Genomic DNA, 22,300 nt, shown 5'->3' on the forward strand with positions numbered 1-22,300 from the left:
GCCGTCGCGCCGGCAGGACCCCGGGGCCCCGCGCTGCCGCCCGGCCCGGCGGGATCCGGAGGAGCGGGCCTACGGCCGGTCGGCGTCCCCGGCGTCCGCGGCGCTCCCGGTCCCGCCCTGCGGCCGGTCGTTCCACTGCGGGTCGTTCTTCCACTCCCGGTTGCGGAGCTCGGCGGTCTCCAGCGCGTGCGCCGCCTCCTCGCGGGTGGCGTACGGGCCGAGGCGGTCCTTGGCCGGGCACTCCGGCCCCTCCTCGACCTTGCCGTGCTTGATGCAGTAGAACCACTCACCGGGCTTGCCGGTCGGCTTGTTGCGGTGGAATCCCAGAGGCATGGCGGTCACTTCCGTTCGGCGGCTGCGTCGTAGCGATCATTCCCCGGCCGGACTCCGGCCGCACACCCGGCGACAGGCGCTGCCATAGACTCGCGGCCATGGCTCTCGTACCCGGCATCCAGTCCCCCACCCGCAAGGTCCCGGCGAACATCGCGCGCCCCGAGTACGTCGGGAAGCCCGCTCCGACGCCGTACACCGGGCCCGAGGTGCAGACCGCCGAGACGATCGAGAAGATGCGGATCGCCGGCCGGATCGCCGCACAGGCGATGGCCGAGGCGGCCAAGCTGATCGCGCCCGGCGTCACCACGGACGCGCTCGACGCCGTCGCCCACACCTACATGTGCGACCACGGGGCCTACCCGTCCGACCTCGGCTACCGGGGCTTCCCCAAGTCGGTCTGCACCTCGATCAACGAGGTCATCTGCCACGGCATCCCGGACTCGACCGTCCTCCAGGACGGCGACATCGTCAACATCGACGCCACCGCCTACATCCACGGGGTGCACGGCGACCTCAACGCCACCTACCTCTGCGGCGACGTCGACGAGGAGTCCCGGCTGCTGGTCGACCGGACCCGGGAGTCGCTCGACCGGGCGATCAAGGCGGTCAAGCCCGGCCGCCGGATCAACGTGATCGGCCGCGTCATCGAGTCCTACGCCAAGCGCTTCGACTACGGCGTGGTGCGGGACTTCACCGGCCACGGCATCAACACGTCGTTCCACTCCGGCCTGATCATCCCGCACTACGACAGCGAGCGGGCCACCGAAGTGATCAAGCCCGGGATGACCTTCACCATCGAGCCGATGCTCACGCTGGGCACCTACGACTACGAGATCTGGCCGGACGGCTGGACCGTCGTCACCAAGGACCGCAAGCGGACCGCCCAGTTCGAGCACACGCTGGTCGTCACGGCGGACGGCGCCGAGGTCCTCACCCTGCCGTAGCGGGGAGACCGTTCCCGCCGGGGCCGCGCCGAAAGGGGCGCGGCCCCGGCGGGGCAGAACGCGGGCGGGGCGGGGGCGGGCTCGGCGGGCCGGCTACCCGATCAGCCACTGCTCCTCGGCGACCGCGCCCACCTCGGTGCAGGCGTCGGTCAGCACGTCCAGCACGCGCAGCGAGTCCGGCAGCGGCTGCTCGGGCCCGCGCAGCCACCGCACCTCCGAGCCGTCCGGCAGCGCGGCCGGCGGGAGCAGGGTGTACGAGCCGCGGCAGTGCCAGCGCAGGCCGGGGTGTTCGGACATGGTGTCCGGGGTGGAGTCCAGGGCGCTCGGCCACCACTCGTCCTCGTCCACCGGGGTACCCCGGGTGGCGGTGAAGAACAGGTAGCGGTCCTCGCCGACGGCGGCGACCGGGCCGTCCACGCCGAGCGCGGTGAGCCGCTCCAGGGCGAGCCGCCCGGCCTCGGCCGGCACGTCCAGGACGTCGTGCGCGCGGCCGGTGGCGGTGATGAAGTTGGCCTGCGGGTCTCGGGAGAGCCAGCGGGCGAGTTGTTCCGGGTCGGTGGTGGCCTGGGTCTGCCAGGCGAACGAGACCGGGTGCCGGGCGGGCGCCGGACAGGCGACCCGGTCACAGGAACATCGGTACCCGGCCGGATGCGCGGCGGGCGCCAACGGGAAGCCGGCGCGAACGGCGCCGAGCAGCTGGTCCAGTCTGGCGGCGGGACTGTCCGTGTCCGCCGCCCGGGCCCGCTCACGGTCACGCTTCTGCCACCAGGTCGTCCACCTGCTGCCGGATTCCATCGGGCCCCTTCCGTGCGTCGCCGTGCCTGGTGTGACACAGCGTTCGACGTACCACTCCGACGCAACGCACGGCGCCCCCCGCTGCTTCCCCGGGTGGTGCTCGGCCCTGCAGTCCCGCGCCCTGCCGGCCGGTGCCGGGGTTGCCGGACGGCCGACGCCGGGGTCACGGTACGGAGTCACGGCAGCACGACGGCTGCGGCTCGGCGGCCCGGCGGGCACGGTCAAGTGCGCCTCGCCCGGCCCGTACGGGCCCGCTGACCCGGGTGGACCCCGAGGGCGTAACAGGAAGGATAAGGGTGCGCGGACCCTCCGGTTGACCGGGGGCGGTGCCTCTCCGGTCACACTCCCGGCACCCGACCGTCACAGCACCTCCGCCCGGCACCCGTACGCGGTCCGCCACCTGCGGCGGGATGAGACCCTGGTGGGGTGAAGAGCGCGGACACCGAATTCGTCGGCGGCCCCCTGGACGGCCGGATCCTCCCCATCCCGTTGGGGCCGATGTACGGCGTGCCCAAGAAGTACACCGTGCCGGTCCCCTCGCACGGGGACACTCCGGCGCGCACACTGGTGTACGTCCGGGCCAAGCAGCAGCGGGGCACCCGCTGGTACTGGCGCTACGAGTACGACGAGGCGGCCACCGCCCGCGCTACCGGGTGACGGCCGCCCTCCTGGTGGGAGGACGGCGATGGCGAGGACCGTACGGCACCCCCGAACCCGCGCCCAGTCGGTGGCGCACCACAACCGGCAGGTGGCCGGGGTCACCGCCGGACTGCTGGTACTGATCAGCGCCTACAGCGCGGTGCTCGGATCCAACGGTTGGCTCTGGTTCGGCTGGACGGTGCTGCTGCTCGCCTGCGTGGCGCTGTTCGCCGTTCGGGCCTGAGCCCTCCGGTCCCTCCCGCGCCCCGCACCCCCGTCACCCGTCCCGCCGTTCCGGCGTTCCGGGCCGCGAGCAGCGGCACCGCCCACAGTCACCCGGCCGACCGTCGGCGCCGGGCCGCCTTCACCCGGCGCCGGCGGCACCGGCGGCACCGACGGTCAGTCGTCCTCGGCCAGGATCAGGTACAGCTTCTTCCGGGCCTCGGTGAGCACGGCCAGGCCCTTGACCCGCTGCGCCTCCGTCCCGGTCGCCATGACCTGCCGGACGGCGTGCTCCACCGCGCCGAGCGCCTGGCCGACCTCCTGGACCGCGGCCCAGTCGACGTCCTGACCGGCCTCCGCCCACGGCTCGTCCGGCCCGGCGTCGGCCTCGGCCCGGCCCGCCTCGGTGAGCGAGACCAGCCGCTTGCCGCCGAGCTCCTCCGCCGTGATCAGGCCCTCCTCCTCCAGCAGCTGGAGGGTCGGGTAGACCGAACCCGGGCTGGGCCGCCAGGCCCCGCCGGACCGCTCGGCGATCTCGGCGATCATCTCGTAGCCGTGCATCGGCCGCTCCTTGAGCAGCGCCAGCAGCGAGGCACGCACGTCCCCGCGCCGAGCCCGGCCGCGACGGCCGCGCGGGCCGAACCCGCCGGGCCCTCCGGGCCCGCCGAAGCCGCGGCCCCACGGCGGCCCGGGCGGCCGTCCGGGCCCGCCGACGAACGGCGGCGGCCCGAACGGGCCGAACGCCCCGCGGCCCTCGAAACACTCTCCGGGACCCCCGGCGAAGTCCGGCCCCCGACGGCGTCCGCCGTACGGGCCCTCTTCGCGGAATCGTCCTGGACGCATAGCACCCACCTCCCGTACCGGCCGCGGGAACGCGGCCGCACAGACGATCGTTCAAGACAGTCGAGTTACTGTCTCGATACTTCGACGATATATCGCTGACTGTCGTCCGTCAACGCTACCGACACGGTCACCGATGTCCTGCGACAGGCGACCCGGGCCGATCGCCGTCGAAGTAGGACCGCCCCAGGTCAGGTCCCGGGGCCGCGGCTCACCAGGGGCCGAACCGAAGTGGGCCCAAAAGGAGCACGGGGAGGAGCGAGAGCTCGCGACGCGCTAATTTGGGGCACCCCAGAGCAGAGGAGAGCCCCGTGGGCAAGGTGGTCATGTACAGCTCGGTGTCGGTGGACGGCTTCGTCGCCGACGAGAACGACCAGCCCGGACAGCTGTTCGACTGGCTGTCCAACGGTGACGTCCCGTTGGACGAGAGCGGCGCGCTGAAGGTCTCGCGGGCGTCCTACGACCACACCCGGCCGTACTGGGACCAGATCGGAGTCACGATCGTCGGCCGCCGCGTCTTCGACATGACGGACGGCTGGGACGGGACGCCTCCGGGCGGGATCGACCACATGGTCGTCGTGACGCACCGGCCGGCGCCCGAGGGCTGGGGCCCCGGGGCGCCGTTCCACTTCGTCGACGGCGTCGAGGCCGCCGTGGCCAAGGCACAGGAACTCGCGGGAGACCGCACGGTCGAGGTCGCCGCCGGCGACGTCGGCGGCCAGGTGCTTGCCGCGGGCCTGGTCGACGAGGTGCGCATGGACGTCGTACCCGTCGTGTTCGGGTCCGGCAGGCGCTTCTTCGGGTCGGTCCACGCGCAGCACCTCCTGGAGGGCCCGGACGTGGTGGTCCAGGGCAACCGGGTGCTCCACCTGCGCTACCGGGTGCGCCGTCGACCGAGCTGAGCCGGTGCGCGAACCGGTCCGTTGCGAACGGTGACACAGGATCGGCCTCCGGCTGCGTTCGCGCATCGCTGCGACCCGCCCCCGGCGGCCGGTCCGACACCCCGCCCGGCACTCCGCCCGACATCTCGGTCCGACATGCCCCCGGCGAGGCCGCGACCTGCGGCGGTGCCACTACGGTGACGGGCATGGCCGGAGAACGAGACCTCGCGACACTGCTGCGCGGAATGCGCCCACAGCTCAACCCGGGGCGGTACGTGTACTGCACGCTGCCCGCCAGGGTGCCCGCCGGCATGCGGCCGGTGGTCACGGTCGCCGAACCCGAGGGGGTGACGGTGGTCGTGGCCCAGGAGGAGGCCGACGCGCTCGGCCTGCGCTACGAGTACGTGGCCGCCTGGATCACCCTGCAGATCCACTCCGCGCTGGAGGCCGTCGGCCTCACCGCCGCGGTGGCCGGGCGGCTCGCCGAGGAGGGGATCAGCTGCAACGTGGTGGCCGGCTTCCACCACGACCACCTCTTCGTCGCCGCCGACGACGCGGACCGCGCCGTCCGGGCCCTGGAGGAGTTCGCCGACCGGCCCGCCTGACCGGGTGCACCGGGTGGCCGCTCCCCGGGCGGGCTCCGAGACTGGAAGGACCGGGCGACCCGCCCGACCGGTCAGCCCCGCCCCTCTTGGACCCGCCCCGGAAGGAAGTGCGCCACCATGGCCACCTGTGTCACGTGCGGCAACGACTACTGGCTCGCCTTCAAGATCAAGACCGTCACCGGCGACGTCTACACCTTCGACAGCTTCGAGTGCGCGATGGAGAAGCTGGCCCCGCGCTGCGAGCAGTGCCAGGTCCGGATCGTCGGCCACGGCGTCGAGGTGGCCGGCATGTTCTTCTGCTGCGCCAACTGTGCCCGCGTCAACGGCGGCCTCGGCGAACAGATCCGCGACGCGGTCGGCACCCGCCCGTCCTCGTAGACCCGCCCCGCCCCGCCCGGGCCGGCCGGCACGTGAGCGCTCCGGCGGGGTGTCGAGGTAGCGGAAAAGGCCCCCCGACCTGCCGTTTCGCAGGTCGGGGGGCCTTTCCCCAAGTCGGCGGCGGAAGAGTCGGCCTGTACGCCGGGTTCTGTCTCCCGGGCCGCTTGCGCGAGCCGGGGAGGCGGCCATCCATCTAGGGCTGCCGTTGCCGACAGCCTCGTGCGGTCTACCCGCGGACTCGGGCGAGCAGCCCTCGGTCATCCGCGCACGGCACCCGGAGGCGCCGATCTTGACCTTGCTCCAGGTGGGGTTTACCGAGCCGGCCGAGTCACCCCGGTCGCTGGTGGTCTCTTACACCACCGTTTCACCCTTACCCGTCGCCAAAGCGGCGGGCGGTCTGTTTTCTGTGGCACTGTCCCGCGGGTCACCCCGGGTGGGCGTTACCCACCACCCTGCTCTGTGGAGCCCGGACGTTCCTCGGCGGGTCCTGGGACCCGTCGCGGCCGCCCGGCCGGCTCTTCCGCCGTAGTGGTCATCGTAGCCGCTCGGGCGGCGCCTCCCGCACCGCGGCCCGGGCGACGGGCGGCTCGCCGCCGAGCCGGGCGGCCACCCCGGCCGCGGTCGCGGTGGCCCAGGCGGTGGTGGTGACCAGCCCGATCACCAGGATGGCGACGCCGAGACCGGTCACGATCCACCAGCCCACGTGGCTGGCCGGGGCGAAGCCCGTGACGACCGGGCCGATCACCGCCGAGGTGACCGCCGTACCGATCACCGCGACACCGAGCGACTGGCCGACCTGCCGACTGGTCGAGGCGACGGCCGCCGCCACACCGGCCTGGGCGCGGGGCATGCCGGAGACCGCGGCGTTGGTGATCGGCGCGTTCACCATGCCGAAGCCGAAGCCGAACAGCGCGTACGCGACCAGCAGGAGGGCGGGCGGGGAGTCGGCGGCCAGCCGGGTGAGCAGCAGGCCGCTGCCGGTGAGGCCGATCCCGGCCAGCACCAGCGGGCCGCGCGGGCCCCGGCTGCCGACGATCCGGCCCGAGAGCGGCGCGCACACCAGCATCATCCCGGCCATCGGCAGCGTCCACAGGCCCGCCTCGACCGGACTGTAGCCGCGGACGTCCTGGAGGTAGAGGGTGTTGAGGAAGAGGAAGCCGCCGAGCGCGGCGAAGGCGCAGACCGCCGTCAGGGTGGCGCCGGTGAACGGCGCGCTGCGGAAGAACCGCGGGTCGACCAGCGGCTCGGCGACCCGGCGCTCCCACAGCGGGAAGGCCACCAGCGCGACCAGCGCCGTCGTGGCCAGGCCGAGGATCAGCGGGGACGTCCACCCGTGCTCCGGGCCCTCGATGATCGCGGCGGTGCCGCAGCCGAGCAGCGCCACCATGAGCAGTTGTCCGACCGGGTCCAGCCGTCGGGCGCGGGGGGCGCGCGACTCGGGGACGTAGCGCGCGGTCAGCAGGAAGGCGACCAGGCCGACCGGGACGTTGATCAGGAAGATCGCCGGCCAGCCGGCGGCGTGCACGAGGAAGCCGCCGAGCAGCGGTCCGAGCGCCATGGAGATGCCGACCACGCCGCCCCAGACACCGATCGCCCGGGCCCGTTCGCGCGGCTCGGTGAAGGTGTTGGTGATGATCGACATCGCCACGGGGTTCAGCATCGAGCCGCCGACCGCCTGCACCGCACGGAACAGGACCAGCCACTCCAGGCTCGGCGCCAGGCTGCAGAGCAGCGAGCCGAGCACGAAGAGCAGCAGACCCGTCTGGAACACCCGGCGGCGGCCGAACCGGTCGGCCACCGACCCGAACAGCATCAGCAGCGAGGCCAGCACCAGGGTGTAGGCGTCGATGATCCACTGCAGGCCGGAGGCGGGGGCGTCCAGGTCCTTCTGGATCTCCGGGAGGGCGATGTTCACGACGGTGTTGTCGAGCCCGACGATGAACAGGCTCAGGCAGCAGATCGCCAGGATCAGCAGGCGGCGGCGCCGGCCGGGATCGGCGGACGGGCCCGGGTGCGGGGCGGCGGGCGGTGGACTGGGGGAGGTCGCTTCGGCCACGGGTCGATCCTCCCACCGGCCGGGCCGTCAGACGGCGGTGAAGCGGACCGTACGGGTGGCGGGGTCGGCGACGACCAGCCGGACCCGCACCAGCTCGCCGAGCGGCAGACCCCCGCCGCCTGACGCGCCGTCGGGGCTCTCGCAACGGGCCCGGACGGCGGGATCCCGCAGCTGGACGGTGCCGCGACCGGGCCGCTTGCCGTCGACGTCGACCACGACCGCGGCGAAGTCCTCGCCCTCCCGGCCGGCCAGCAGCTCCGCCTCCACCAGGTCGATGCAGGCCCGCTCGACCTCACCCGAACGGCGGTCCCCCGCCGCCATCAGCGCCGGGATTCCGGGCAGCGACTCGCGCGCCCAGGCCGGCACCTCCTCCCCCGCCGCCACCGCCGCGCACACCTCCTGGGCGAACCGGTCCCCCAGCCGGCGCAGCGGCGCGGTGCAGTGCGCGTACGGCGCGGCGAGCGCGGCGTGCACCGGGTCGGCGGGCGCGGGCACGCCGCCGCTCACGTCGAAGGCGGCGTAGCCGGCCCCGCGCAGCAGGCCGGTGCACTCGTCGAGGAACGCGGCGTGCAGCGGGCGCTGCGGATCGAGGGAGCGGATCAGCTCCGGGTACGGCAGGCCGTCCGGCCAGTCCACGTCCAGCGCGCGGGCGGTGCGGCGCAGCCGCTCGTACGCGGCGGGCGGGGCGGCGGGCAGGGTGCGCAGCAGGCCGACGCCCGCGTCGAGCATCAGCTCGGCCGCGGCCATGCCGGTGAGCAGCGAGATCTGGGCGTTCCAGCCGTCGGCGGGGGTGGGCGCGCGGTAGCCGAGCGCATAGCCGCGCGGGGTCTCCTCGATCTCCTGCTCGGGGACGGGGAGGCTGATCCCGCCGCGCTCGCGCTCCCGCTCCTCGCGGAGCCGGCCGACGGTGGCGAGCAGGCCGAGCTGCTCGTCGGCTCCGCCGGCGTCCACGGCGCGCTGGACGGTCGCGTAGTCGAGCCGGCGCCGGGAGCGGACCACCGCGCGCCGGAGGTCGGCGAGGACGACGGCGCCGTCCGCGTCCAGGTCGAGCTGCCAGAGCAGGGCCGGGCGGAGCTCTCCGGGCAGCAGGCTGGCCGCGTCCTCGGAGAGCCGGGTCGGATGCAGCGGGACGCGCCGGTCGGGGAAGTAGAGGGTCTCGACCCGGCGGCGGGCCTCCTCGTCGATCGCCCCGCCGGGGCGGACGAAGGCGGCGACGTCGGCGATGGCGTAGTGCACCCGGTAGCCGCCGCCGGGGCGGTGGGCGAGGTGCATCGCCTGGTCGAGGTCGCGGGAGCCGGGCGGGTCGACGGTGAACAGCGGCAGGTCCGTGGCGTCGTACTCGGGCAGGCGCGGGCATTCGGCGGCCTGTTCGGCCTCCGCCAGGACGGCCTCGGGCCACTCGGTGCGGATCTCCGGCCGGGCCCGCAACTCGGCCAGTTCGGCGTTGATCCGGGCGGAGTCGGCGGCCTTGACACGCAGTTTTCGGCGGGGCATGGAGGCAGCGTAGGGCCGGCCGGGTGGTTCCGGCCGGACGTCGCCCGCGGGCGGCGTGCCGACGTCCGGCCGGTCCTGCGACGGCCGCGCGGCCGGGGCTCAGCGGCCCAGCAGCGACCTGAAGTCCTTGGCAGCAGCGGCCACGTCGTCGTCGTGGCGCGGCCGGTGGGGCGCGGGGGTGGCGGCGTAAGGGGTCGTAGCGTGGGGGGAGCTGGTGATCGCGACGGAGGAGGGGGATCGGGCGATGCGTGGGTCGAAGGTCGTGGGGTCGGCGGTGGCCGGGGTACTGGCGGGGACCGGGGCGCTGCACGCGCTGTGGACGGTGACGCCGTGGCCGCTGCGGACGCCGGAGGAGTTCGCGGACACCGTGGTCGGCACCGGCGACGGGGTGCCCCCGGCCGCGGCGTGCGCGGCGGTGGCGGGGCTGCTGAGTTCGGCCGCGTACCTGGTGGCCGCGGAGGCCGGGGTGGTGCCGGCGGTCGGGCCCGCGCGGCTGCGCCGGGCGGGGGTGCGGGCGGTGTCTGCGGTGATGCTGGCGCGCGGTGCGGGCGGGCTGCTGCTCTTCGGTGGTGGGCTGCTCGGGCGCTCGGAGCGGTTCCGGCGCCTGGACACCCGGTACTACTCGCCGCTCTGCCTGGCGCTCGGCGCCGGGGCCGCGGCGGTCGCGGCGACGGGTTACCGGGAGCGGGGGCCGGTTGCGTAGGGTGGCCGGGTCCGCCGCCACGAAGTGTTGAGGAGTACGCCGTGCTGGTCCTGTTGCCGCCCTCGGAGGGGAAGGCCGCGTCCGGGGACGGTGTGCCGTTGGCGCTCGACGGGCTGTCGCTGCCCGGGCTGACGGCGGCCCGGGCCCGGGTGCTGGAGACCCTGGTCGACCTCTGCCGGGGCGACGGCGACGCGGCCGCCGAGGTGCTCGGCCTGAGTCCCGGCCTGCGCGGCGAGGTGGCGAGGAACGCCGGCCTGCCGACGACGGGCGCGCTCCCGGCCGGGGAGGTGTACACCGGGGTGCTCTTCGACAACCTCGGACTGGCGACGCTCGACGAGGCCGCGTACGACCGGGCGGCGCGGACGCTGCTGGTCTTCTCCGGGCTCTGGGGCGCTGTGCGGATCGACGACCGGATCCCGCCCTACCGCTGCTCGATGGGTGTGAAACTCCCCGGCCTGGGGGCGCTCGGAGCGTACTGGCGGGGTGCGATGGCGCCCGTGCTGCCGGAGGTGGCCGACGGGCTGGTGCTGGACCTGCGCTCCGCCGCGTACGCGGCCGCCTGGAAGCCCGCCGGCGAGGTGGTGTCCCGGACGGCGACCGTCCGGGTGCTCCAGGAACGGGACGGCCGGCGCACCGTGGTCAGCCACTTCAACAAGGCGACCAAGGGCCGGCTGGTCCGCGACCTGCTGGTCACGGACGCCGCGCCCAAGGCGCCCGGTGAGCTGGTGGACGCGCTGCTGGGGCTCGGCTACCGGGTGGAGGTCGCCGCCGAGGGCACCGCGCGCAAGCCGTGGCAGCTGGACGTGGTGGTCACCGAGGTGCACTGAGGTCCACTGAGGTCCACCGAAGTGCATGGAAGTCCACCGAGGTCCGCCGGCACGCGGACCGCACGTCGAAGGGCCGGTCGTTCCCGACCGGCCCTTCCGCGGTCCCCGGCGGTCCCCGGCGCGGGTGCGCGCGGTTCCGCGAGCCCGCACGGTCAGCGCAGGTGCCCGGTGTCGTTGAGCAGCCGCACCGAGGCGTTGCCGTCCGCGTAGTACTGGACGGCACAGAGCGAGGCGGCGGACAGCTCCATCCGGTAGAGCGCGTCCGGCGGTGCGCCGAGCGCCAGCCGGACCAGCGTCTTGATGGGGCTGACGTGCGAGACGACCAGCACGGTCTTCCCCGGGTAGCGGGCGAGGACCTTGTCCCGGGCCACCCCGACGCGGTGGGTGAGGGTGGTGAAGCTCTCGCCGCCGCCGGTCGGCCTGGCCTTGGCGGAGCCCAGCCAGGCGGTGAGGTCCTCCGGGTGGCGCTCCTGCACCTCGCCGAAGGTCAGTCCCTCCCAGGCCCCGAAGTCGACCTCGCGCAGCCCCTCCTCGTACCGGACGTCGAGGCCGAGCCGGGCGGCGACGGTCTCGGCGGTCTGGCGGGTGCGGAGCATCGGCGACGCGACCACGGCCTGGACCGAGCCGCGCGCGGCCAGCGCCTCGGCGGCCCGCTCGGCCTGCCAACGGCCCTTCTCGGAGAGCTCCGGGTCGGTGCCGCCACTGCCGGAGAACCGCTTCTCCGGCGTGAGGTGGGTCTCGCCGTGCCGGAGCAGGACGAAGGTGGTCGGGGTGCCGAGGTCGGCGTCGCCGGCCCAGCCGGCCTTGGGCGCGGCGGTCTCCAGCGGCGGTTCCTCGACGACGGCGGCGGCGGCCTTGGGGGCCTTGGGCTCCCACTGGCGGCCGGCCTTGCCCGCGTCCATCGCCTCGTTGGCGAGCCGGTCGGCGTCCTTGTTCCGCTCGCGCGGGATCCACGTGTACTTGACCTGCCCGCGCGGCAGGACGGTCCGGGCCTCGGCGGCGAGCGGCTGCATGTCCGGGTGCTTGATCTTCCAGCGCCCGGACATCTGCTCGACGACCAGCTTGGAGTCCATCCGGACGTCCACCGAGGCGTCCGGGTCGAGGTCCCGGGCCGCCTTCAGTCCGGCGATCAGGCCCTTGTACTCGGCGACGTTGTTGGTGGCGTGGCCGATGAACTCGGCCGCCTCGGCGATGATCCGGCCGGTGTCGCCGTCGCGGACCACCGCGCCGTAGCCGGCCGGCCCCGGGTTGCCCCGGGACCCGCCGTCCGCCTCGACGACGAATCTGCGCCCCGCCACCGGCTCAGGCGCCCGAGTCGGCGGTCCGGACCAGGATCCGCCCGCAGTTCTCGCAACGGACCACCTTGTCGACCGGCTCGGCCTTGATGGCGTTGAGCTCGGTGATCGAGAACTCGGTGCGGCAGCCCTCGCAGCGGCGCTGGTAGAGGCGGGCCGCGCCGACGCCGCCCTGCTGCTCGCGCAGGCGGGTGTAGACCTTGATCAGGTCGGCCGGGACGACGGCGGCGACGGTCTCGCGGTCGCGCCGGATCTTCGCCACCTCGCCGTCGATCTCGGCGAACGCGGCGTCCCGGCGGCCCTCGGCCTCGGTCAGCACGACGGTGGAGTGCTCCAGCCGCGCGGTCAGCTCGGTGACCCGGGTCTGGGCGGACTCCAGCCGCTCCATGATCTCCAGGACGACGTCCTCCAGGTCCCCCTGGCGCTTGGCCAGCGAGCCGATCTCGTGCTGGAGGTTCTCCAGGTCCTTCGGCGAGTTGATCGCACCGGAGTCCAGGCGCTGCTGGTTGCGGGCGGACCGGGCGCGGACCTGCTCCACGTCCTGCTCGGCCTTGGTCAGCTCGCGGGTGGTGTCGCCGAGCTGGGCCTGGGCGGCGATCACGAGGTCCTTGAGCGCGATGTGGTCGGCGTTGACCTTCTCGATCTCGGCGTGCTCGGGCAGGCTGCGCCGCCGGTGGGCCAGCTGGTCGAGCTTGGAGTCGATGGCCTGGAGGTCGAGCAGGCGGATCTGGTCGGCGGGCGCGGCGTTCAAGCGGAGAGCTCCTGTGAATCGGGTCAGGCGGGGAAGGACATGGGGGCGTGCGCGGTCCACGGGTCGGTGACCGTGTGGGAGACCTTCGTCTCCACGGCCCAGCCGCGCTTCTCGCCGGCGCCGTTCAGCGCCCGCTCGGCCAGGGTCAGCCAGGGCCACTCGGTGGCCCAGTGCGCGGCGTCGACCAGGGCGATCGGCGCCGTCTCGGCGGCCTCCGAGGCCGGGTGGTGGCGCAGGTCTGCGGTGAGGTAGGCGTCGACGCCGGCCGCGCGCACCTCGGCGAAGAGGCTGTCGCCGGAGCCGCCGCACACCGCGACCCGGCTCACCAGGCGGTTCGGGTCACCGGAGATCCGGACGCCGGCGGCGGTCGCCGGCAGGCCCGCGGCGACCTTCGCGGCGAACGCGGCGAGCGGCAGCGGGGGCTCCAGCAGGCCGACCCGTCCGGTGCCGCGCCGGCCCAGCGGGTCGGTCGGGTCCGGGACCAGCGGGCCGGTGACGGTCACGCCGACCGCCTCGGCGAGCGCGTCCGAGACGCCCGGGTCGGCGTGGTCGGCGTTGGTGTGGGCCACGTGCAGGGCGATCCCGTTGCGGATCAGGGTGTGCACGACACGGCCCTTGAAGCCGGTGGCGGCGACGGTCGTGGTGCCGCGCAGGTAGAGCGGGTGGTGGGTGACGACCAGGTCGGCCCCCCACTCGACGGCCTCGTCGACGACCGCCTGCACGGGGTCGACGGCGAACAGCACGCGTCGGACCTCGGCCTGAGGGTCTCCGCAGACCAGGCCGACGGCGTCCCAGGACTCCGCCCACTGCGGCGGGTACAGCTCTTCGAGGGCGGCGATGACGTCGGACAGTTTCGGCACCTGTCGAGACTACCGTGCGCGCGGGGGCGGCCGGGCCTCCCGGTTCGCACGGGCGCCCGGGCCGACCGGTGCACGGACGCGCGTCAACCTGTGGTTCGGGGTGCGCGGGCGGCCGGCGCGCGCCGTCCGGAGGGCGCTCGGGGGCCGCACGCGCCGGGCCGCACGGCCCGGGTCCCGCACACGGGATGCCTCGCACACATGCGAAACGGCGCCCGGATCACCCTTACGAGTGAAGTGACCGGCTTCGCGTTGAGCATCCCTCACTACTGAAAGTAACTTCACTCCTGCGAAAGGGAGTTGCACCGCCCCCGAGGTCGGGCGGACGCCCCGCCCGGCCGCGGGCACGGACCCGCGCGGACCCGTACGGACCACCGGCAGGAGACCGCCGGACCGCGGGCCCGGGGCGGACGCGGCCGGGGCCGAACTCCCGCGCCCACCGAGGGACCGATTCAGGCCGCGGCCGGGTGCCCGGGTGCCGGAGCAGTGGGCACCGGCGGGCACCGGCCCAGACGAAGGGATGTGGTGGCGGATGGAAGCGGGCACATCGCTGCGTACGGCCGGGGGAACGGACTCGGCGGACCACGGGCCGGATGCGGTCGGCCCGTGGCCGGAGATGACGCGGGCGGTGCTGGCCGGAGCCGGGGGCCGGGGAGGCGGCGACTGGCGGATCGCCGCCGACGGCCCCTGGTGCACGGCCAGGCCGCCCGCGGGCGAACTCGCGGACGAGGGCTGGAAGCTCCACGTCAGCGCCGCCTCGGCGGTCGGCGGCGTGGTGCTCGCCGCCGTCACCGAAATCCTGGCCGAGGACCCGTGCACGTTCCGGTTCGCCACCGGGTCGGCCCAGCTGCACGAGATCAACTCGCGCCACCGCGAACGGGGTTCGGCGGGCAAGTTCATCACCGTCTACCCGGACGGCGAGCCGCAGTTCCGGCGGCTGGCCGCCGCGTTGCACCGCGCCACCGAGGGCCTGCCCGGGCCGGTGGTGCTCTCCGACCGCCCGTACCGGCCGGGCAGCCTCGTCCACTACCGGTACGGCGCCATCGCGGCCCGCGCCGAGCTGGGCAACGACGGCGGCTACCGGTCCATGCTGCGCGGGCCCGGCGGCGAACGGGTCGAGGACGTCAGCGAGGCCGCGTACCGCTGCCCGCCGTGGGCCCGGGACCCGCTGGTGCGCGATCCCGCCGGGGACGGGCCCGGCGCGGGCCGGCCCCCGGCACGGCGGCGCGGCAGCGGCGGGGTCCTGCTGGCCGGGCGGTACGTGATCACCGGCACCCTCCGGAAGGGCGCCGAGGGCGGCGTCTTCCTCGGACGGGACACCGACGGCGGCACCGAGGTCGTGGTCAAGCAGGCGCGCGCCCACATCGAGGTGGACCGCGCCGGCACCGACGCCCGCACCGCACTGCGGCACGAGGCCGCTCTGCTGGCCCGGCTCGACGGCCGGGGCCTGGCCCCCCGACCGGTCGAACTGGTCGAACAGGACGACTCCCTCTTCCTCGTCCAGGAACGGATCGCCGGACAGCCGCTCGGCAGCTGGGTCGCGGCCCGGCTGCGCCGGGACGGCAGCCCCGACGTCGACTGGGCCGAGGCCGGACCGGTGGCCCACGCCCTGCTCGACCTCGTCGAGCGGGTGCACGAGCAGGGACTCGTCCTGCGGGACCTCTCCCCCGGCAACGTCCTCGTCCTGCCCGACGGCTCGCTGCGGCTGGTCGGCCTGGAGCTCGCCGCCGAGGCCGGCAGCCGGGCCGGCTCGGCCGGCGCCCCCGGGTACCGCGCCCCCGAACAGGGCCCCGGGCGGCTCACGCTGGTCACCGGCGGCGCCTCCACCGCGGACCCGGAGACCGATCTCTACGCGCTCGGCGGGCTCTTCTTCCTGCTCGCCACCGGCCACGACCCGCTGCTGCCCGAGGACCTCCCGTGCGCCCGCCCGGTCGCCGACCGGCTGGGCCGCTGGCTCGCCCTCGCGGCGCGCTCCGGCGCCACCGCCCGCCGCCTCGCCCCGGCCGTCCTCGGGCTCCGCGCCCAGGAGCCCCGGCGGCGGTGGAGCGTGGCCCGCGTCCGGGAGGTGCTGGCGGGAACGGCGGCCGGGCGCGGGTCCGGCGCGGCCGCGGAGTCCGGTGGCGGCGATGGCGGTGCCTGCGCACCGGGCGGCCGTCCGGTCCCCGACGACGGGACGCCGCACTTCGCGTCCGTGTACGGCGGCGCCACCGGCATCGGCGCCGACACCGGTACCGCCCTGCCCGCCGCCCGACCGCACCTGCCAGGACCGGGCGGGGACGAGGCCGACCCCGACGGCGGCGCCGCCGTCGACCGGGTGCTCCACGACGGCCTGCGCCACCTCGCCGCCACCGCGACGCCGCTGCGGCGCGACCGCCTCTGGCCGGTGGTACCGGCCGGGGAACGGTCGGATCCGTGCAACGTCCAGCACGGTGCGGCGGGCGTGCTGGCCGTCCTGGCCCGGGCGGCCGCGACCCACGGGCTACCGGCCGAGGTCCGGACCGTGGCCCGGACGACCGCACGGACGGCCGCCGAGTGGGTCGAACGCCGCTGCGCCGCCGAGCCGGTGGTGCTGCCCGGCCTGCACTTCGGCCGGTCCGGCGCCGCCTGGGCGCTGCTGGACGCCGCCGACGCGCTGGACGACCGCGCCCTGGCCGGGCGGGCGGCGGAGCTGGCCGCGCGGATACCCGTCACGTGGCCCAACCCCGACGTCTGCCACGGCGCGGCCGGTGCCGGCTACCTCCAGCTCCGCTTCGCCACCGGGGTGCCACCCCACCCGACGGTCGGCGGGCCCCCGGTCGGCGGGCCCACGGTCGGCGGGCCGCGGGACGGCCTCGCACCGGACACCGCGGCGTTCCTCGACCGGGCCGCCCGCTGCGGGCACGGGCTGCTGGCGACCGCGCGGCAGGCCCCGTACGGCACGGTGTGGCCGGTGCCGGAGGACTTCGACTCCGTGCTCGCCGGCGTCACCCACCTCGGCTTCGCCCACGGCGTCGCGGGCGTCGGCGCCTTCCTGCTGGCAGCCGCCGAGGCCACCGGCGACGGCGCGCTGCTCGACGGCGCCACGGCCGCCGGACGCACGCTCGCCGCGACCGCCCGCCTCGACCGGGCCGGCTCCGGGGAGACCGCGTGGTGGCCGCAGAGCGCCGACGATCCCGAGCACGTCCGGCTGGCGCACTGGTGCAACGGATCCTCCGGCGCGGGCACCTTCCTGCTCCGGCTCTGGCGGGCCACCGGGGATCCCGACGCCCACCGGCTGGCCCTGGCCGCCGGACGGGCGGCGGCCGCAGCGCGGTGGCACGGCGGCACCACCGCCTGCCACGGCCTGGCCGGCGACGGCGAGTACCTGCTCGACCTCGCCGAAGCCACCGGCGATCCGGAGTTCCTCTCCTCCGCCCACGAGGTGGGCGCACTGCTCGCGGCCCGTCCGGCCCTGCGGGACGGCCTGCTGGTCCTGCCGGACGAGACCGGCACCGGGTGCGCCGCGGCGTACGGCACCGGCACGGCGGGCGCGCTGGCCTTCCTGCTGCGGCTGCGGTACGGCGGGCCCCGGCTCTGGACGGACCCGGCACCGCTCCCGTCCGCGACCACTACCGCGACCTCGGGCCGAACGGCGGACGGGCCTGCGGACAGGCAGACGGTCGGGCCGGCGGACGGGCAGACGGTCGAACCGGCGGAGGCGAGGACGACGTGAACGTGGCCACCCGGACCACGACGCAGGCGCTGCGCCGGCTCGGCTTCACCTTCGCGACCGACGGCAGCCACGCCGCCTGTCTCGCGTCCGCCGCCGACGGCGGCTGGTACGTGGAGAGTTGGCGCCTGCCCCCGGACGGCCCCGCCTCGGCGGCGGGGCTCCGGCTGCCCGGCAACCGCTCGGAGGACCCCCGGTCGCAGCTGGTCGCGCCGCCGGACGGCTCGGTGCTGGTCTGCCGGCACGACGGCGACCGGCACGACCTGGTGACGCTGTCCCACGCCACCGACCAGGACGGCCGACTCGTCACCGCCGAACGGCCGTTGGCCACCCTGCGGGCACCCGGGCTGCGCCTCCTGCCGCTGCCGGCCGGCGCCCCGACCGGCCCCCGGGCCCCGGTCGCCCTGGCGTTGGGCACCGACACCCGCCCGGCCACCACGGTCTGGCTGGTCCGGGCCGACGGCTCGGCGCCGCACCAGGTCGCCGAGTTCCCGGGGCTGCACGGCGGCGGGGTCTGGCTGGACCACACCGGCGCCCTGCTGGCGCTCGACCGGGTGGGCGGCGGCCTGGTCCGCACCGTGGTGCTGGACCTGCGCACGGGAGCGGTCACCCCGCTGCTGGAGATCGGCGAGCGGAGCAACGACCGGCTGGTGCTGTTCGACCCGGACAGCCGGTTCGCGATGGTGCGCAGCGACGCGCCCGGGACCGACCGGATCGGCTGGGGCGTGCTGGGCGGCGACGCGCCGCTGCGGTTCCCGGAGTGCCTGCACGTCGCGGGCGTGCTCCTGCGCCCGGTGGCGCTGCGACCGACCGGGAGCGGGGCCCGGGTGGTGCTCCAGGTCGACCACGGCGCCGGCTCCTCGCTCGCGCTGTGGCAGCCGGCCGCCGGGCGGCTGGAGCAGCTGCCGGTCCCGCCGGGGCGGCTCGGCGCGGTCGGGCACTGGTCGGCGGCGGGGCTGCGGATGCCGTACTCGGCGCCCGACCACCCGACGGCGCTCGCCACCCTGGACGTGGACGCGCTGCTGGCGCACGGCCCGGCGCCCGCCGCGTCCGGTGCGACGCCGCTGCCCCTGCAGTTGGCACCGCTCGGCACCGGTCTGCCCGGGCCGTGGCGGGACACCGTCCTGCCCTGGTACCCCGGCGCCCCGCGCCCCGGCCCGCGGACCCCGCAGCCGGGCTGGCGCCTGGACGGCTCCACCCCGCCCGGCGAGGGCGGGCGCTGGCACCCCGCGCAGAGCCTCGAACTGGCGGGCCCGGCCGGACCGTTGGAGGCCGTGGTGTACGGCGGGGACGGCTGGCTGAGCAGCCCGCACCTGGTACTCGCGCTGCACGGCGGCCCGGCGGACGCGTGGCGACTGGAGTTCGACCCGGCGCTGCAACGGATGGCCGCCGAGGGGCTGGCGGTGCTGGCGCCGAACCAACGCGGCTCCACCGGCTACGGGTTGGCGCACGCGATGGCCATCCGGGGCGCCTGGGGCGGCCCGGACCTCGACGACGTCCTGTCCCTGCTGGAGGGCATCGCGGGGCAGCGCGCCGCGCTCGGTCTGGAGCCGCCGGCCCTGTTCGGGGTCAGTTACGGGGCCTTCCTGGCCCTGTTGGCGGCGGCACACGCTCCGGCCGAGCACGTGGCCCGCTGCGCGGTCGTCGCGCCGTTCCTGTCCGGAGCCCGGCTGCTGGCCGAAGCCGCCACCCCGGTAAGGGCGTTGACCACCCGGTTGGGCGGCGGGGAACCGATCGCGGACGCCCGCGGGCCGCGTGACGTGCTCCAGCTCGCCCACCGGATCGGCGCCCCGTTGCTGATCGTGCACGGCGACCGGGACGAGGTGGCACCGGTCAGCCAATCGAGGTCGCTGCGCCACGAGTTGCTGCGGATCGGACGCACCGAGGGGACCGACTTCCGGTATGTGGAGGCGGCCGGCGCAGGTCACGAGGTCCTGGCCGAGGAGGGCGGCGCGGTGCTGCACGAGCTGCTCGCCGCGTTCCTGCGCACCGGCCGTCCGGGCTAGGTCCCCGCTCCGCTCCGGGGCAGGTCCCCGCTCCGACCGTCCCGCCGTCCGACCCGGGCTCAGGCACGGCCGTCCGGGGCCGTGGAGCCGGTGCGGTGCTCGTCGTGACCTCGCTAGGATCTCGCCCGCTCCGGCGGTTAAGGTGACCGGGGCACGGGCCGCGATCACCGGCCGTGCGTGCCCGGAGACGCCCCGGCGCCGCCGCCCGGGTCGAGTGCCCGACCGGGCCCCGACCGCGCCGGCGGTGACGGCCGGGCGCCGAAACACCCTCACCTCCGCACGGAAAAGACGATTCTGATGTCCACCCTCACCGACACCACCGGACCCTTGGCCAACGGGACCGACGCCGACGAGACCACGGCCGAGGGCGCCGCGTCGCACGGTCGCCACCGCGGCCGCTCCGCCTCCGACGACGTGCCCGAGGCCGACCCGCACGGCCGGCACCGCGCCGCCGCAGGCCGGGGCTGATCCGCACCGACCCCGAGCACCCGCGCGACTCGCACCACCCGCACCACGCGCGCCAGGGCCCGCCGGACACTCCGGCGGGCCCTGCGCCGCATCCGGCGGGGCCACCCGCCGGGGGGTCAGTCCAGCGTCACGATCGTCCGCAGTGCCTCGCCGCCCCGCATCTGCGCGAGCGCCTCGTTGACGTCCGCCAGCCCCACCCGGTGCGTGATCATCCCCGCCAGGTCGATCCGCCCGGCCCGCCACAGCTCCACCACCAGGGCGACGGTGCGCGGCACCGGTGCCCCGCCGTACAGCGAGGGCAGCAGCCGCTTCTCGTTGAAGAACAGCTCCCCCATGCTGAACTTCGCCAGATCGTCCTGGGCCCCGGCACCGATCACCACCACGGCGCCGCCGCGCCGAGCCGCGTCGTACCCCGCCCGGACGGTGGCCGAGCGGCCGACGGCCTCGAAGACGTAGTCGAACCCGCCGCCCGGCAGGGCCTTCGCCGCCGCCTTGAGCTCCTCGGGGGCGAGCGCCTCGGTGGCACCGAAGGCCAGGGCCCGCTCCCGGCGCGAGGCCACCGGGTCGACCACCGCGATCCGGCCGGCACCGCAGACCCGCGCGCCCTGCACCGCCGAGACGCCCACCCCGCCCGCGCCGATCACCGCGACCGACGCGCCGGGCTCGACCCGGGCGGTGTGGACGGCGGCGCCGATGCCGGTGGTCACACCGCAGCCGATCAGCGCGGCCGGCTCGTACGGCAGGTCGGCCGGCACGGGGACGACCGCGTCCCGGTCGACCACCACCTCCTCCGCGAAGGTGCCGGTGCCGTAGAAGCCGGACGCCTCCACGAACCCGCTCTCCGCGCCGAAGCGGAAACCTGGCGCACCGAGGCGCCGCAGGCTGGCCACGCACAGGTGGCCCCGGCCGCGCTCGCAGTGGGTGCAGCGGCCGCACGGCGCCATCCAGCAGAGCACCACGCGGTCGCCGACGGCGACGTCCGTCACCCCCTCGCCGACCTCGACCACGTCTCCCGCGCCCTCGTGACCCGGCACGAACGGTGCCGGGTGCGGCAGCACCCCGCTCATCGCCGACAGGTCCGAGTGGCAGAGGCTGGCCGCCCGGAGCCGGACCCTCACCTTGCCGGGGCCGAAACCGACCGCCACCACGTCGTCGCGGACGTCCAGGGTGTCCTGGCCGGTCTTGTGCAGGACGGCTGCGCGCATGCGGCTGCTCCGGTTCTCCTCGGATCGACGGTCGGGCCGATTCTGGCACGACGCGCCGGGGCGGAGTGGAACACGTTCCACCCGGTGGCGCGCGGGGTCCCGGGGCCGGCCGGCGCCGTACCGTCCAGTAGGGTCCGACGGCGAGCAGGACCCCCGCCACCCCCCACCCCGCCGAGGAGCAGCACCATGTCCGACCTCCTGGAGACCGCGCGCCCCCGGCCCGAGGTGCTGACCGCGTTCGAGGGCGCGACCGGGTTCATGCCGGTGGACGAGGGCCTCGCGCTGTACGCCGCCGCCGTGACCGCCGCCCGCCGCACCGGCCTGCCGGTGCTGGAGATCGGCACCTACTGCGGCCGTTCGGCCGTCCTGCTGGCCGCCGCCGCCCGGGAGACCGGCACGGTCGCCCTGACCGTCGACCACCACCGGGGTTCCGAGGAGCAGCAGCCCGGCTGGGAGTACCACGACCCGACCCTGGTCGACCCGGAGGTCGGCCGGATGGACACCCTCCCCCGCTTCCGCCGGACCCTGCACGCGGCGGGTCTGGAGGACCACGTGGTGGCCCTGGTCGGACGCTCCCCGCAGATCGCGGCCCTCTGGGGCGGGCGGCTCGGCCTGGTCTTCGTCGACGGCGGCCACACCGACGAGCACGCCACCGGCGACTACGAGGGCTGGGCGCCCCACCTGGCGCCCGAGGGCCTGTTGGTGGTGCACGACGTCTTCCCGGACCCGGCCGACGGCGGCCAGGCCCCTTACCGGGTGTACCTGCGGGCACTCGCCGAAGGGTTCGAGGAGGTCTCGGTGACGGGATCGCTGCGGGTGCTGCGCCGCGCCGCCGCCTGAGTCGCCCGCCCTGGTCTGCGGGCGGACCCGGCGGGTGCGGCCGGAGGGCCCGGGGAACGCGGACCGGAACGCGGGCGGGGGCCCCGGGGCGCGGCCGGGAATCGGCCGAGCCGTCCCACGGCCGATCACGGATGCTCTAACGTCGTGCCGGGGCTGTCGGGCGGGGGCGCGGACGGTACGGTGTCCGCGCGGTCGCGGGCGCCCGCGACCGCGGCACGGCCGCACGACACAGCAGAGCATCCGGGCAGACCGTGGGGGCTAGCGCAATGACGGACCAGCAGAACACCGCTCCGGCGGTCTGGGACCCGACCGCCCGCGGTGGCGCCGGCGGTTGGGTGCGCGGACCTCAGCAGCAGGCGGCACCCGCCGGCCCGCCGCCCACGCCGCCGGCAGGACCGCCCACCGGCCCCGTCGCTCCGGCCGGCCACCCCCAGCCGCCCGCCGCCCCGCAGCAGCAGCCCTCCGCCGGCGCC

The 22,300-nt window shown here is 75.8% G+C and carries 21 protein-coding genes, 1 other RNA gene and 1 pseudogene; 13 read left to right on the top strand and 10 right to left on the bottom strand.

The genetic code is table 11. From position 1 onward, the window contains the following. Nucleotides 1-69: 69 nt before the first annotated feature. Entirely contained in the window at nt 70-333 is a 264-nt protein-coding gene (locus tag ABZY91_RS36120; RefSeq protein ID WP_329878828.1) for a hypothetical protein, read from the bottom strand. A 98-nt stretch (nt 334-431) separates the two neighbouring features. Between ABZY91_RS36120 and map the strand changes: the two genes are divergently transcribed. After that, on the top strand, nt 432-1,277 hold the full coding sequence (gene map, locus ABZY91_RS36125; RefSeq protein ID WP_355407735.1) for a type I methionyl aminopeptidase: 846 nt from the start codon (nt 432-434) through the stop codon (nt 1,275-1,277). Between the two features lie 93 nt (nt 1,278-1,370). Here the strand turns inward: map and ABZY91_RS36130 are convergent, their stop codons facing one another. After that, nucleotides 1,371-2,072, bottom strand: a complete 702-nt coding sequence (locus ABZY91_RS36130; RefSeq protein ID WP_329878832.1) for a bifunctional DNA primase/polymerase — start codon at nt 2,070-2,072, stop codon at nt 1,371-1,373. Nucleotides 2,073-2,498: 426 nt separating this feature from the next. Between ABZY91_RS36130 and ABZY91_RS36135 the strand changes: the two genes are divergently transcribed. Together ABZY91_RS36135 and ABZY91_RS36140 are read left to right on the top strand one after the other, a co-directional pair. Beyond that, nucleotides 2,499-2,729: a hypothetical protein gene (locus ABZY91_RS36135; RefSeq protein WP_329878834.1), complete on the top strand. Its 231-nt coding sequence runs from the start codon at nt 2,499-2,501 to the stop codon at nt 2,727-2,729. Between the two features lie 28 nt (nt 2,730-2,757). Then, complete coding sequence (locus ABZY91_RS36140) at nt 2,758-2,955, top strand: hypothetical protein (protein ID WP_329878836.1); 198 nt, start codon at nt 2,758-2,760, stop codon at nt 2,953-2,955. 155 nt (nt 2,956-3,110) lie between these two features. Here ABZY91_RS36140 and ABZY91_RS36145 read toward each other — a convergent pair whose 3' ends face one another. After that, complete coding sequence (locus ABZY91_RS36145; protein ID WP_355407738.1) at nt 3,111-3,776, bottom strand: PadR family transcriptional regulator; 666 nt, start codon at nt 3,774-3,776, stop codon at nt 3,111-3,113. A 308-nt stretch (nt 3,777-4,084) separates the two neighbouring features. On the opposite strand from ABZY91_RS36145, the gene ABZY91_RS36150 reads away from it, so the two are divergent. The 3 genes from ABZY91_RS36150 to ABZY91_RS36160 all read left to right on the top strand — a co-directional run bounded on the left by ABZY91_RS36150 (nt 4,085) and on the right by ABZY91_RS36160 (nt 5,637). Then, nucleotides 4,085-4,675: a dihydrofolate reductase gene (locus tag ABZY91_RS36150; protein WP_355407740.1), complete on the top strand. Its 591-nt coding sequence runs from the start codon at nt 4,085-4,087 to the stop codon at nt 4,673-4,675. A 185-nt stretch (nt 4,676-4,860) separates the two neighbouring features. Continuing rightward, complete coding sequence (locus tag ABZY91_RS36155) at nt 4,861-5,259, top strand: ACT domain-containing protein (RefSeq protein ID WP_355407742.1); 399 nt, start codon at nt 4,861-4,863, stop codon at nt 5,257-5,259. A gap of 117 nt (nt 5,260-5,376) precedes the next feature. After that, nucleotides 5,377-5,637 carry a Prokaryotic metallothionein gene (locus ABZY91_RS36160; RefSeq protein WP_355407744.1) on the top strand — a complete coding sequence of 87 codons (261 nt, stop codon included), beginning with the start codon at nt 5,377-5,379 and terminating at the stop codon, nt 5,635-5,637. 121 nt (nt 5,638-5,758) lie between these two features. Here the strand turns inward: ABZY91_RS36160 and rnpB are convergent. The 3 genes from rnpB to ABZY91_RS36175 form a co-directional block, all read right to left on the bottom strand. Beyond that, nucleotides 5,759-6,156, bottom strand: an RNA gene (gene rnpB / locus ABZY91_RS36165) — RNase P RNA component class A. A gap of 13 nt (nt 6,157-6,169) precedes the next feature. Beyond that, entirely contained in the window at nt 6,170-7,612 is a 1,443-nt protein-coding gene (locus ABZY91_RS36170; protein WP_355407760.1) for a DHA2 family efflux MFS transporter permease subunit, read from the bottom strand. 108 nt (nt 7,613-7,720) lie between these two features. Further along, nucleotides 7,721-9,187 (bottom strand): RNB domain-containing ribonuclease, encoded by a 1,467-nt coding sequence (locus ABZY91_RS36175; protein WP_329878846.1) that lies wholly within the window; start codon nt 9,185-9,187, stop codon nt 7,721-7,723. A 244-nt stretch (nt 9,188-9,431) separates the two neighbouring features. Here ABZY91_RS36175 and ABZY91_RS36180 point away from each other — a divergent pair, with 244 nt between their 5' ends. Together ABZY91_RS36180 and yaaA are read left to right on the top strand one after the other, a co-directional pair. Next, a complete protein-coding gene (locus ABZY91_RS36180) occupies nt 9,432-9,890 on the top strand; it encodes a DUF3995 domain-containing protein (RefSeq protein WP_355407746.1) in 459 nt (152 codons plus the stop codon). A gap of 41 nt (nt 9,891-9,931) precedes the next feature. Further along, nucleotides 9,932-10,717, top strand: a complete 786-nt coding sequence (gene yaaA / locus ABZY91_RS36185; protein ID WP_329878850.1) for a peroxide stress protein YaaA — start codon at nt 9,932-9,934, stop codon at nt 10,715-10,717. A gap of 152 nt (nt 10,718-10,869) precedes the next feature. On the opposite strand, the gene ABZY91_RS36190 is transcribed toward yaaA, so the two are convergent. Genes ABZY91_RS36190 through ABZY91_RS36200 form a run of 3 tightly spaced genes read right to left on the bottom strand, consistent with a single transcriptional unit; the run spans nt 10,870 to nt 13,623 of the window. Further along, nucleotides 10,870-12,015, bottom strand: a complete 1,146-nt coding sequence (locus ABZY91_RS36190) for a bifunctional RNase H/acid phosphatase (RefSeq protein ID WP_355407749.1) — start codon at nt 12,013-12,015, stop codon at nt 10,870-10,872. Between the two features lie 4 nt (nt 12,016-12,019). Continuing rightward, nucleotides 12,020-12,763 carry a C4-type zinc ribbon domain-containing protein gene (locus ABZY91_RS36195; RefSeq protein ID WP_329951628.1) on the bottom strand — a complete coding sequence of 248 codons (744 nt, stop codon included), beginning with the start codon at nt 12,761-12,763 and terminating at the stop codon, nt 12,020-12,022. Between the two features lie 23 nt (nt 12,764-12,786). Further along, nucleotides 12,787-13,623, bottom strand: coding sequence for a Nif3-like dinuclear metal center hexameric protein (locus ABZY91_RS36200; protein WP_329878856.1), 837 nt, complete (start codon nt 13,621-13,623; stop codon nt 12,787-12,789). 529 nt (nt 13,624-14,152) lie between these two features. Here ABZY91_RS36200 and lanL point away from each other — a divergent pair. The 3 genes from lanL to ABZY91_RS36215 all read left to right on the top strand — a co-directional run bounded on the left by lanL (nt 14,153) and on the right by ABZY91_RS36215 (nt 19,782). After that, complete coding sequence (gene lanL, locus ABZY91_RS36205; protein ID WP_355407751.1) at nt 14,153-17,311, top strand: class IV lanthionine synthetase LanL; 3,159 nt, start codon at nt 14,153-14,155, stop codon at nt 17,309-17,311. Continuing rightward, nucleotides 17,308-19,314, top strand: coding sequence for an alpha/beta fold hydrolase (locus ABZY91_RS36210; RefSeq protein ID WP_355407753.1), 2,007 nt, complete (start codon nt 17,308-17,310; stop codon nt 19,312-19,314). Before lanL ends, ABZY91_RS36210 begins: the two co-directional genes overlap by 4 nt. Before the next feature lie 297 nt (nt 19,315-19,611). Next, nucleotides 19,612-19,782 (top strand): hypothetical protein, encoded by a 171-nt coding sequence (locus ABZY91_RS36215; protein WP_329878860.1) that lies wholly within the window; start codon nt 19,612-19,614, stop codon nt 19,780-19,782. Between the two features lie 116 nt (nt 19,783-19,898). On the opposite strand, the gene ABZY91_RS36220 is transcribed toward ABZY91_RS36215, so the two are convergent. Next, nucleotides 19,899-20,987, bottom strand: coding sequence for an alcohol dehydrogenase catalytic domain-containing protein (locus tag ABZY91_RS36220; RefSeq protein ID WP_355407756.1), 1,089 nt, complete (start codon nt 20,985-20,987; stop codon nt 19,899-19,901). Nucleotides 20,988-21,173: 186 nt separating this feature from the next. On the opposite strand from ABZY91_RS36220, the gene ABZY91_RS36225 reads away from it, so the two are divergent. Further along, nucleotides 21,174-21,827 carry a class I SAM-dependent methyltransferase gene (locus ABZY91_RS36225; RefSeq protein ID WP_355407758.1) on the top strand — a complete coding sequence of 218 codons (654 nt, stop codon included), beginning with the start codon at nt 21,174-21,176 and terminating at the stop codon, nt 21,825-21,827. Between the two features lie 266 nt (nt 21,828-22,093). Beyond that, nucleotides 22,094-22,300, top strand: a pseudogene (locus ABZY91_RS36230) (hypothetical protein); the annotation flags it as partial.

The organism is Kitasatospora sp. NPDC002965, from assembly GCF_040611255.1.
Taxonomy (GTDB): domain Bacteria; phylum Actinomycetota; class Actinomycetes; order Streptomycetales; family Streptomycetaceae; genus Kitasatospora.